Raw genomic sequence first — 11,791 nt, forward strand, 5'->3', positions numbered from 1 at the left:
GTTACTTCGTGCAGGTGTTGCTTGGTCCAGGCTTTGCTACATCCAGGCTTTGTTACTGCGTTCCAATTGATACAACCCCTGCTCCAGTAACGCCCGGCCGTCAGCTTCAGCCATAAAAGGAATCTCCAGTGCACCGGATGCCATCACCAGTTTTACCGAGCACAAACCGGCGCGACGCATCAACCAGCTTTGCTTAAACTGGACCTGTTGCAGTTTGTATTTGGCGAAGCAGTAATAATCAACACCGAAATAACCCCGGCGAATATAACAGTAGTCATTGTCCTGTGCATAACCATAACGGTACCAGCGCATCACAATCAGCAGTGCCCAGAATGCCAGAGGCACACTACTGAGTATTGCCAGTGTTTGCTGTTGCTGCAGCCACAATAGCAGCGGAACAACTACGCCTGCAGGCAACCAGTACAACAGTAAATAGCGCCAGATAAAACGTTTGCTCACCGGATTAAAGGTTACTTGGTGCAGTTGATTATCCGGATAGGCATCATCAAGCAAGGTGGCGGCTTCGGCTGGGGTTACTGACGGCACCATAATTTTCTGCTCAGTAGAAAATTGTTGCTGACCGTTAATCTGTTCAAAACTCAGGTTAACCCTGCCAAGCAGCATATCCAGCCAGTCACGCTTCAAGGCAACCCACTGTAGACGAGACAACTTCATACTGACTTCATGCCGGGTCAGCAACCCACTGCGCCGGATATAATTATCCTGTTTCTTATGCAGGGTATAACCGTAATACGTTAATACTGACCCCAGTATTGAGAACAGGGTTAACAGCAGCATAATAAACATAGTTAACGATACGGCATAAAGGCCGATAACAAACCAGGATTGCTGGGTGGGGTCGAACATTGCGGGCAAATCGATACCGGCCTGAAGTAGTAATTGCAGTACTTTATCAGCGAGCTGATTATAAAAAGGCGCCACTAAGCCTAAAAATAACCAGACCCGGTTATTGCTGATACCATGAATAACCAAATCAGCCAGACTGCGCTGATTCAATAGCTGTTCGGCTTCACTGGCCTTTACCGGTGCAACCGGTTCAACACTGGTGTTATCAGGCGCAGTCGTGTCTGTTTGCCGTAAATCCAGTATATGCTGCTTTAGTGATTCAGCAAACGGCCGGCCTAGTGCCACCAACCTCGCCTCCTGATGCACGGAGCCCGCCGTATCCAGTTGCAGACATACGTAATCGGCCGGCCGATAAAAAAGCGGCTGCTCCAGTTTAATGTTCTGGATCCGGTTAAACGGCAAATTCAGGTATTTTTTACTGACGACGCCGGAGCGGATCTCTACCGTACCAGCCGACAACCGGTACTGAAAGTAATAATATTTCAGAACCGCCACCGTTATTGTCAGTAACAATAATCCACTTAGCAGACCAATGGCCAGGCCGGGATTTTCTTTAATCCGGTTAAACAGCAAAATAAAAGGCGGAATAAGGTAAACAAACTGGCCGACAAAAAAACGCAGCACTGCCACAGCAAAATATAAGATAGCAATCGGTGATACCCGGTGCCACTGTGCCTGGCTGACAGTCTGGTTCAGCTCTGCTATGGGTGCTGCCCCGGGCTCATTGAAGTTGTTCATCTTGCAATGCATCCTTGTGCTGCAACACAAACTGACGGATTTGCTGCGCCTGGGTCAGGTCAAGCCCGGGAATTTCAAAGGTGTGTAACGCCCCACCGGCGCTGAATAACTGCAGTCGGGCCAGCGAGGTTTTACGCTCCAGTGGCCCCTGTTTTAATTCGATATGCTGCACCCTAACTACCGGCTGCGTAATCATTTTACGGAAAAAAATGCCCGAACTGTAACTGATATCATGTTCACGCAGCGCAAAGGACTTATGTGTATCGGCCTGCCAGCAGTAGACTGCGCGCAGCAACCCCAGCAAAGGTATGACCCACAGCGCATGGGCCGTTATCTGTAGCAAATGAGGCGGTTGCTCCCACCAGGGCTGCAGCCTTGCCCCCAGTAACAGCAACCACACGACGCTGAAAAAGCCCGCATTGACGCCCTGGCGCAACAAGCGGTACCGTCTGGCCAGTGGCTCTGGTTGCAGCGCCTGCAGTGGGGTAAGTTGTTCACCTGGCAACTGCTTGTTGCTAAAAGCGCCCTCAGCGTTCATCAGCTTACTCCTGTGCTTCAGCAGCACCTGGTCGGTACTTCAGCTGTAACCCCTTGATAAAATTCCTAAGCACCTGATCCTGACACGCCCGAAAGTGCTTATGATCGGCCCGGCGGAAAAATGCACTTAATTCCGGTTTACTCAGCCGGAAATCAGCCAGGGTCATCACCTCAAGAATATCGTCGTCTTTAAAGTCGAGGGCAATTTTCAGCTTGCGGAAAATAATATTATTGTTAAGCCGTTGCTCGGGCTCTGGTTGTGGCCCATCCTTGCGGCCCCGCCTGTGAATAATAAGGCCATTTAAAAAACGGGCCAGATCAACATCGGCCATCGCTCCGAATTCACTATCGTCGTCTTTACTCAGCCAGCTAATCATTTGCTCGCGGCTGGGTGTCTGACCGCCGAGCGCCATAATATCGCTCATAGTGCTGTTATTGTATTCAAAAGCATACCGCAAGCGGCGTAACACGTCATTATTGGTCACAGTGCAATCCTGTTATGGGCTGTAAAACAACAAAAGGCGCACAACGCGCCCTTTGTTATCGTTAACGAACGAAGTTACTTCGCGCGGCTACGATATTCGTCAGTACGGGTGTCAATTTCAATCTTATCACCAATATCAACAAAGGCCGGAACCATTAACTCAAAGCCGGTATCCAGCTTCGCTGGCTTCATTACTTTACCGGTGGTATCGCCTTTGGCAGCAGGTTCGGTATAAACCACTTCCCGCACGACGACGGTTGGCAAGTCTACAGAAATCGCCCGCTCGTTATAAAATACCACTGAACATTCCATACCATCTGTCAGGTATTTCAGCGCTTCAGTCATGTTTTCAGCTTCAATTTCGTATTGGTTATACTCAGAATCCATAAACACATACATCGGATCAGAGAAGTAAGAGTAAGTAACTTCTTTAGTTTCCAGTAATACCTGTTCAAACTTGTCATCGGCGCGGTATACCGTTTCCATACCCTGAGCGTTAAGCAGGTTTTTCATTTTCATCTTAACGACAGCAGAGTTACGACCTGATTTATTAAACTCGGCCTTTAATATTACCATCGGTTCGGTGCCAACCATAATTACCTGGCCAGCGCGCAGTTCTTGGGCTGTTTTCATCATTATTGAAATATCTTCATTGTTGGGAAAAATTGGGCGTTATTATAAATTTTTTTTTAGCAAAGTGCACGAGGTTGCTGGCAAGATCTCCATTTGCCAGTAATTGCTGGCGCCACAGCCGGTTATATTCTGCAATTTGTGGCAAAAACGAATAAAATTTTTGCCAACTTAGCACCAGTTCACTCTCCGCATTCCAGGCCATATAAAACTGGCGGGTGGCGTCAGCCAGCAGCGCTGGCATATGCTGGCAATACCGGTCCAGAAAAGCCTGCAGCTTAACCAGATGGGCATTTTCCTGTTGGCGGTATATTTGCCAGACAAAGGGCCGGCCCGCCCAGTGCGCCCGGATAATCGAGTCTTCCCCCCTGACAAAATTGACATCGCAGGCAGCCAGCAGCAAATCGTAATCTGGCTGAGCCAGAAACGGTATAACTTTTATAGAGAGATTGTGCAGCGTTACGAGTTCACCGTTTAATAGCTCTGGAAACCGACCGCTGAGCTCGTTGGCCAATTCGCCTTGCGGGATTACACATAACACTTTAGCCGGATGTTGTTGCCATTGCTGCATTAAATTATTGAACTGACTATGGCTATAGGCAAATAGCGACATTTTAAGCTGAAACTCTGCAGCCACAACCTCTAATTTCTGCCAGAAAGCCTGCTGAGCAGCTTTATCAGCGATAAATTGGTCAAGTTTCTGTTGCAAGTTCTTTTCATACAACAGGCCGCCGGTTTTATTGCTAAAACCCGGGAAAAAAAAGTATTTGTTAAGGGCATACTGGCCTTGGGGGGAGCTTAGCGCATGACAACCGTCAACCCAACGCTCTGCCGACAGATATTCCAGGTTCAGCCATAACGGCGCTGGCTGTTGTCTGGCCATGTGCTGCTTATAAGCATCAGGAATAGTACATGCCAGGGCTTCAATTACCACTGCAGCTGGCGCTAACTGCTGCCAGTATTGCTTAGTGCCGGGTTCAGCCGGCCACTGCAGGATCTCTACCCCAGCGACGGTTTGCCGGCTTGACTGTGAAGATACTTGCGGGCAGATCCGTTTAAAGCTGACTAAATCATCAACCAGCAATTGCACACGGATGCCATGCTCTGCTGCCAACTGCCGGCTTAAGCGCCAGCAAATACCGATGTCACCAAAGTTATCCACTACCGAGCAGAATATTCGCCAAAGCCCGTACTCTGCAGCTTGATTGAGTTGTCGCAAATGGCTGCCTGTTTTAATTAAAAAATTAACGGCCCTATTATACCCACTGCAATGCGCAGGAACAGCCATATAATAATCAGAAACAAAATCGTTACCAGCCAAGCCAGCAGATACTGCATAAGCCAACGTAACCGTTGTTGGATTCTGCCCCAGAAATCATTCGCGTCCGCGGACAATGGCGGCCGGGCAAATAACAGTGTTAGCAATATAACATTCAGCATAAAAGCGAAACTGACTAATGCGGTTAACTGCCAACGCTGACTAACGTCAACCGGTGCCAGCAGCAATAAATAACCCAGCCAACACAAACTGGCCAATCCAAAAAGTAACCATAAAGGTTGTAAAGGCTGTAATTTGCCGGCCAAAGCGCGATAAAAGCTTAACATTGCATAGTTTCCTGTTGCCGTAATGCTGGCGGGTATAGTGGCAAAATGCCCGACTCCCCGGCCATATCACCCACCAGCCAGATTTCGTTAAAAGGATGGGATTTAGGCATGTGCAGCTTGTCACAGTGTGACAGCAGATCCTGGCGGGTCCATAATGGATTGGCATTGCGAATAACCAGCCAGACATTGTCACTCTGGTAGTGTTTCTGTGCTTTGCTGCTGATAATCCGGTTTAGCGCCGTCAGTAGCCGGTGCTCTGGTGGTGTTCGTAACAGCGCCATCAGCTCGCGGTGGGTTTCAGCACTAATGGCCCTGCCCAGAATATGCATGGCTTCAACTTCACTACCGTACAAATGCGCAATTTCTAAATCCAGTTTACTGCTCTCGTAATAACAGGAGACATCTGGCCTTGCCGGCTCATTATGCCAGATATGACGCATTTTAATGCCGAAACGCTGTTGGTACAGCCGCATAAAAATCCGGGCAGCTTCATGCTCCAGTTTTATTTTTTCTTCAGACCCGTTCATAACCGATACCTTAACAGGCTCAAGTTGCCGCTGTGAAGTAATAGCGCCAAATCTCAATCATTACCGGGACTACAGAAAGCAACAGGATGAAACCCATGCAGATATTAAAAACCCGCTGCAACAACGGTTTTGTCAGCACTTTACCTAAGCCCGCACCAAATACCAGCCAAATGCCTACACACGGAAAAGCGACCAGTAAAAAAGCCAGGGTTATCATCATAACCTGATACCAATATACGCCGGTGACTGAGGTAAACGCTGCCACGGCACCCGACGCCATCACCCAAGCTTTGCCATTAACCCACTGGAACAAGGCTGCCTGCAAAAAACTGAACGGTTTACTTTTACCGGTAGCAATCGTCTCAGGCCGGGCGCTGGCAATGCGCCAGGCCAACCAGATTAAATAAACTGTTCCGGCAATCTTAATCAACTGATGCAAATGAGGATAACGATCAAATATTACGCCGAAACCTAACCCGACCAGCAATACCATTAGCGGAAAGCCAAGGCATATACCCAGCCAGTGTGGCACACTTTGTTTAATACCGTAATTAACCCCGGATGACATAATCATCACATTGTTGGGGCCTGGTGTTATGGTGGTAGAAAATGCAAAAAACAACACGGCAAAAACAATTCCATACAAGGCCTCTGCTAAGCATTAAATTACTTTGCAGGATGATACCAGAGTCGATGGTCTTGCAACGGAGTTTGTGCTGGTAATAGTGGATTTTCCAGAATGATAAGTTGCCGCTGCTCAAGTTTCAATTCAGCTAACTGGCTTGAAAAAAACTGCTGAAACAACTGTTCAAAACTGCCATCGGCCAACATTTTTTCCAAGCCGTGCCTGATATCTCCTGCCAGTTGCTCATTATCTGATCTGACAAAAAAATAGCTGGCCGCCGGGTAATGAATTAACCAGTTTTGTTCAATCACAATACTTTGTGGCGCCAACACCGCCGCTTCATCGGTTATCTCCAACACATTGCGCGGCACCGCATCAACCCGGCGCCGCTGCAACATCGAAAAAAGATTCTCGTATCGAGCGGCATCCATTACGTTAAAACCGTTTAAGCGCAGAATTTTAGTGTCTACCCAATCGTGGCCCTGAGCGTATAACAACCGTCTGATAGCAACGGGCGCATGGATAGCAGCGAAGGCGTCCTGGTTTGCCTGATGAATTAATGCAACCCGGTAACCACTTAACCCTCTGAAAATTGGGATGCGAACAGGCAGTAATTCAAGCTCTCGTTCTATTGAGGTCATGGTCCAGATTACGTCAATTTCCTGTCCTTCACGCAAAAAAACCATAGCTCTGGACTTTGACATCGGCTCCGTGGAGCTTTGTAGCTGGTAACGGGTTTCAGCATAAGAAAGCGCCTGTTCCAGCAAGGCAAGCGGATAAACTGAGCGCGGGTCCTGCTGATTGGCAATAGCAGGATAACGAACTGGCTCTGCCTTAACGAGCAGACCAACGGATATCAATAACCCCAGCATGAGTAGCCTGAACACTTTCGCCACAGCTTTTACTCCATATTTCTTATGTCAGCTGGTACCGCCACTATTAGCAACCAGACAAGTTACCCGCATGGGGTTTGCCAAAGTGTAATTACCAATTGGCCCCGTTGCTCAATTAAACTATGATAAAACGATGATATTTAATAAGTTCTCTAATACCTGTAGGCATAGCTGCACTATAGTGGTGGTAGTATTTACTAGCAGTTAGTTATTTGCCTTTTTTATCATTTAAATAACATACTGATTTGCTTTAGTTAAATTATTAGCTAGACTGGTGTGGATAACAAAGGAGAACGTTATGAATAAAATTATTGGTTTAGCGTTATTAATTGTGGGTGCGGTACTACTTTATTTTGGTTACAACGCATATAACTCTGCAGCATCTGAAGTGTCAGAGTTTGTAACAGGCAGCCCGACAGACAATGCCGTCTGGTACCTGGTTGCCGGTGGCCTGGCTGCCGTAATTGGTATTGGTGTGCTGCTTAAAAAATAAGCCATTACACTTGCAGTTAAAATTACCAGTTAAAAATTGCCTTATATAATTACAAAGGCCACTTAAATTAGTTTAAGTGGCCTTTGTTTAAGACTGATAACGAGCAGTAATATCTACTCTTCAGACTTACCCCAACTGTCCCGCAACCCGACAGTACGGTTGAAAATTAACTTCTCTGCTGATGACTCCCTGTCAGCACAATAATAACCTTCCCGCTCAAACTGATAAGCCTGTTCAGCTTTTGCTGTTGCCAGTGAAGGCTCAGCAAAACCCTGTTTAATCACCAGGGACTCTGGGTTAATCACGGTTAAGAAGTCTTCAGCCGCAGCCGGGTTTGCCACACTGAACAACCTGTCATAAACCCGGAACTCTGCCGGTAATGCATTAGTTGCTTCAACCCAGTGAATAACACCACGTACTTTACGACCGTCAGCCGGGTTTTCACCCAGGGTTTCCGGCAAATAACTACATTTCAGCTCAATAATATTGCCATCGCTATCTTTAACAGCCTCATCCGCATGAATAACATAAGCATTGCGCAGTCTGACATCACCGTTCAGAACCAGCCGCTTATACTTTTTATTTGCTTCTTCCCGAAAGTCAGCGCGATCAATATAGACCACAGGCCCAAACGGCAACTGACGACTGCCCATGCTGTCATCTTTCGGATGATTCGGTGAATCAAGCACCTCAACGCCGTCAGCTGGATAGTTAGTAATAGTGACTTTCAGCGGATCTAACACTGCCATTGCCCGTGGCGCTGTGACATCTAAATCTTCCCGGATACAAGCTTCCAGTGCGCTCATTTCAATAACATTGTCTTGCTTGGTCACACCTATACGTCTGGCAAACTCGCGAATGGCGCCCGGCGTGTAGCCACGGCGTCGTAAACCAGCAATGGTTGGCATTCTTGGGTCGTCCCAGCCGGTAACCACATTTTGCTCTACCAGCATTTGCAGTTTACGCTTACTCATTACGGCATACTCAAGATTAAGCCGAGAGAATTCAATCTGTTGCGGATGGCAGTTGATACTGATGTTATCCAGGATCCAGTCGTACAAGCGGCGGTTATCCTGAAACTCCAGAGTACAAAGGGAATGGGTAATCCCTTCCAGCGCATCCGAAATACAGTGAGTAAAGTCGTACATTGGATAAATGCACCACTTGTCACCGGTTTGATGGTGATGGGCGAATTTTACCCGGTAAATAACGGGATCGCGCATGCACATAAAGCTGGAGCTCATATCAATTTTGGCCCGCAGCGAACATTCGCCCTCGTTAAAGCCTCCTGCGCGCATTTTGGCAAATAATGCCAGATTTTCTTCCACTGAGGTGTCACGGGTTGGGCTATTTTTACCCGGTTGGGTTAAATTGCCCCGATATTCGCGCATCTGCTCGTTGTTAAGAAAACAAACATAGGCCAGGCCTTTACTGATTAATTCAACGGCAAAATCATGCAGCGCGTCAAAATAATCAGATGAATAGCGAACTTCTCCACTCCACTGAAAACCCAGCCAGTTTACGTCCCGCTGAATTGAATTTACAAAATCGATGTTTTCTTTCTCAGGGTTGGTATCATCAAACCGTAAATTACATTGCCCCTGGTAATCATCGGCAATACCAAAGTTCAGGCAAATAGACTTGGCATGGCCAATATGTAAAAAGCCATTGGGTTCAGGCGGAAAACGGGTTTGCACCGCCTTATGTTTGCCACTGGCTAAGTCGGCATCAATAATTTGCCGGATAAAATTGCTGGGGCGATGTTCAACGTCCGCCATAATGTAAAATGTCCTTGTTAAAACAAATAAAGAAGATATTAATGGCCGGCATTATAACACTGCCAGTGCCAGTAGCTATTGCCAGTTAGCCAAAAAACCGCCAGCCAGCAGCATTGCCAGCTTAATGTCTTGCTAGACCCAGCCCCTGGGCTTATATGCCGTTGGGTATTCTGGCATACCCAGCACCCGGTTTAGCCAGATTGCGTGGGGTGGCAGTTTTTGCCGGGCCATTTGCAAGCGCTGCATAATGGCTGGATGCACACCGGTCGGTGGCAAGTCAGGCCCATAGCGCTGCCTACACTCGTCTTCCAAAAAGCCCATGCCATATAATATGCACTCATAACTCTCATGGTTCCATAAACCGCCTGTATCAACCGCTGCCCGGCTATCTGCAGTTTCGGACGAAACACTATCAGCGCCGGAAGTCGCCATACCCGGGTACCACTGATCCTGAAAATCATGGGCACTGGGTGGTTTAATCCGCCAGAACGCCAGTTTTGCTTTCAACCGCTCGGTGATCCGCTCCGGTTTTTGCACTTCCCGCCAGAATGCCGTATCGGTGCGTTTAGTCATGCAGTAATGCATGTTGATAAAATCAAGAATTTCATAAAAACGGTTTGCCATCAGTCGATTATAACGGCCAGCCAACACCTCCATACTGTCATCATCATAAGGAAAGTGTTCTGCCAATAGCACCGCACCTAAATCACTCAGATACAGACCGGTAGATTCCAGCGGTTCGATAAAGCCGCCTGACAAACCAATCGCCACGCAGTTACCGTGCCAGTTGTCTTGGCGCCGGCCAACCTTAAAATCAACAAATCTGGCCGTCAGATGCTCGGTACCCGGCCCCTGATAGGCCCGCATTTCCTGCTCCGCTTGCTGTTTGCTGATAAACTGACTGGAATGGACATAGCCGACAGAACGCTGGTTTTGCATCGGAATATCCCAAATCCAGCCGGCGGACAATGCTGTCGCTGTGGTATAGGGCCTGATCATGCCAGGGTAGAATTTGTCATAGGGCAGATGCATGGTCACAGCCCGGTCACACAACAACCACTGCGAGCAGTCTTCAAAGCCAACTTTCATTTGTTCTTCAATAAGTTTGGCTTTAAAGCCGGTGCAATCAACAAACAAGTCTGCCGTCAGCCGTTGCTGTTGATCAGTGGTTACCGCAATAATTTTTTCCGGGCCCTGCATTTCAACGTCTGTCAGGTTTGCCAGGGTGTGCACTACGCCGCGTGCGGTAGAAAAATCGCGCAGGTAGTCAGCAAATTTCTGGGCGTTCATATGATAGGCATAATTAAGCGGCGAGCCCATATCCCATTTACCCAGCATCAACGGGGCCAGGCCCATTTCACAAATAATTGGCTGGGCTGAGCAGGTTTCCATAAAGGGGATGCTGCGATCGCTTTGCAACCAGTCACAGCCTGCCCGGTCGATGGGTTGGACCCGCATACTGGTAAAGGGATGATGATAAAAGCTGTTATCGTTATGCACCCAATTGCAATACTTGATCGACTGTTTAAAGGTAGCATCAGTTGCCTGCATAAACTCACGTTCATCCACCCCGACTACTGCTAGTAAATGGCGCATTGACGGTATTGTCGCCTCACCTACTGAAATTCTCGGAATATCCGGTGATTCCAGCAGTTCAATCAGGACATTTTGTTCTTTACCCTGCTTGTTAAGCGCCCCATTCAGATAGGCCGCAGTCATCCAGCCAGCTGAACCACCACCGACAATCAGTACTTTTCGTTGTTGCATTGTGCGCTCCACAACTAGTTGCTTATTATTCTTCTAAAAGTAACCCAGTAAACGACGTAACCCCGGAGCCGCATATTCCACCAATTGCTTTTGCATATCGGGCAGCACTGCTGGCAACTCAACTTTTTGTCCGGCCAGGTTTTCCCGATAGGTACCGCTTTGCTCTTTATCAGCGCCGGCCAGTACCCGCTCCCGCCAGTCTGCGGGCAGCCCGGCTAAGCCCAATGGTTGGAGTAAATCAGTGAAAAAGGCTTCCGCCTGCGGTGTTTCCAATATTTTTAAATACTTCAGCACATCCTCAAAACGGACTAACTTGCTGCCGGTACCTAACCAGGCCACCGCATTATGGGTGTAGATTTCATTTAAAGTCGGTGCTTTCTGGTAAATACCAAAAATCATCATATTCAGCATTTGCTCTATTGATACTTTGCCGCCTTTTAAATGATCCATCGAGCCCTGAAAAGTATCAGACAGAAAAAAGCGGGCCCGGGCCAGCACCCAATCGTACGGATCACGAACTATAACCAGTTGCCTGACATTTTTCAGGGCGATAGCGGAGCTGTCGGAGAACAACAAATGGCCCCAGCTAAGTTTGGGTTTTTCGGTACTGAATGCAGCCAGATGCTGGTGCAAAATAGGAATTTGAATAAACTGTCGGTCATACTGTTGCGCTACCGGCACAAACATCCGGAAGATATTTTTCAGCAAGTGCGTACCGCATTTTGGTACGGAATTCAGAAAAACCGGCTGCATAAGCTCAGATTGTGAATAATTAGCGTTAATATCGTTTAACGTGTCAGGTTTGGCATGGATCGTAGGCATGTCACTCTCTTGTATTGTTCTTTGT

At 47.7% G+C, this 11,791-nt stretch carries 13 protein-coding genes; 1 reads left to right on the plus strand and 12 read right to left on the minus strand.

Annotated elements, in window-relative coordinates; translation table 11 throughout:
- Positions 1-36: 36 nt before the first annotated feature.
- The 9 genes from KG631_RS10990 to KG631_RS11030 all read right to left on the minus strand — a co-directional run bounded on the left by KG631_RS10990 (position 37) and on the right by KG631_RS11030 (position 6,909).
- Positions 37-1,605, minus strand: a complete 1,569-nt coding sequence (locus tag KG631_RS10990) for a PH domain-containing protein (protein ID WP_213999774.1) — start codon at positions 1,603-1,605, stop codon at positions 37-39.
- Positions 1,589-2,143, minus strand: coding sequence for a PH domain-containing protein (locus tag KG631_RS10995; RefSeq protein ID WP_213999775.1), 555 nt, complete (start codon positions 2,141-2,143; stop codon positions 1,589-1,591). The genes KG631_RS10990 and KG631_RS10995 overlap by 17 nt, the downstream gene beginning before the upstream one ends.
- 4 nt (positions 2,144-2,147) lie before the next feature.
- Entirely contained in the window at positions 2,148-2,627 is a 480-nt protein-coding gene (locus KG631_RS11000; protein ID WP_213999776.1) for a DUF1456 family protein, read from the minus strand.
- Positions 2,628-2,701: 74 nt separating this feature from the next.
- Positions 2,702-3,259 carry an elongation factor P gene (efp, locus tag KG631_RS11005; RefSeq protein ID WP_097110361.1) on the minus strand — a complete coding sequence of 186 codons (558 nt, stop codon included), beginning with the start codon at positions 3,257-3,259 and terminating at the stop codon, positions 2,702-2,704.
- A gap of 16 nt (positions 3,260-3,275) precedes the next feature.
- Positions 3,276-4,475, minus strand: a complete 1,200-nt coding sequence (gene earP, locus KG631_RS11010; protein ID WP_301003761.1) for an elongation factor P maturation arginine rhamnosyltransferase EarP — start codon at positions 4,473-4,475, stop codon at positions 3,276-3,278.
- 17 nt (positions 4,476-4,492) lie between these two features.
- A complete protein-coding gene (locus KG631_RS11015) occupies positions 4,493-4,861 on the minus strand; it encodes a hypothetical protein (RefSeq protein WP_213999778.1) in 369 nt (122 codons plus the stop codon).
- On the minus strand, positions 4,855-5,388 hold the full coding sequence (locus KG631_RS11020; protein WP_213999779.1) for a hypothetical protein: 534 nt from the start codon (positions 5,386-5,388) through the stop codon (positions 4,855-4,857). The genes KG631_RS11015 and KG631_RS11020 overlap by 7 nt, the downstream gene beginning before the upstream one ends.
- A 19-nt stretch (positions 5,389-5,407) precedes the next feature.
- Positions 5,408-6,034, minus strand: coding sequence for a LysE family translocator (locus KG631_RS11025; RefSeq protein ID WP_301003762.1), 627 nt, complete (start codon positions 6,032-6,034; stop codon positions 5,408-5,410).
- A gap of 20 nt (positions 6,035-6,054) precedes the next feature.
- The gene (locus KG631_RS11030; protein ID WP_213999780.1) at positions 6,055-6,909 is read right to left on the minus strand and encodes a transporter substrate-binding domain-containing protein; all 855 of its coding nucleotides are present in this window, start codon (positions 6,907-6,909) and stop codon (positions 6,055-6,057) included.
- Positions 6,910-7,204: 295 nt separating this feature from the next.
- Between KG631_RS11030 and KG631_RS11035 the strand changes: the two genes are divergently transcribed.
- Entirely contained in the window at positions 7,205-7,399 is a 195-nt protein-coding gene (locus KG631_RS11035; RefSeq protein WP_213999781.1) for a DUF3185 family protein, read from the plus strand.
- Between the two features lie 113 nt (positions 7,400-7,512).
- On the opposite strand, the gene glnS is transcribed toward KG631_RS11035, so the two are convergent.
- From glnS to KG631_RS11050, 3 genes are all read right to left on the minus strand, one after another.
- Complete coding sequence (glnS, locus tag KG631_RS11040) at positions 7,513-9,177, minus strand: glutamine--tRNA ligase (protein ID WP_213999782.1); 1,665 nt, start codon at positions 9,175-9,177, stop codon at positions 7,513-7,515.
- Between the two features lie 132 nt (positions 9,178-9,309).
- Positions 9,310-10,944, minus strand: coding sequence for a tryptophan halogenase family protein (locus KG631_RS11045; RefSeq protein ID WP_213999783.1), 1,635 nt, complete (start codon positions 10,942-10,944; stop codon positions 9,310-9,312).
- A 33-nt stretch (positions 10,945-10,977) separates the two neighbouring features.
- Positions 10,978-11,766, minus strand: a complete 789-nt coding sequence (locus KG631_RS11050; RefSeq protein ID WP_213999784.1) for a hypothetical protein — start codon at positions 11,764-11,766, stop codon at positions 10,978-10,980.
- Between the last annotated feature and the right edge of the window lie 25 nt (positions 11,767-11,791).

Source organism: Arsukibacterium sp. (assembly GCF_018402695.1).
In the GTDB taxonomy this organism is placed as follows: Bacteria; Pseudomonadota; Gammaproteobacteria; order Enterobacterales; family Alteromonadaceae; genus Alishewanella.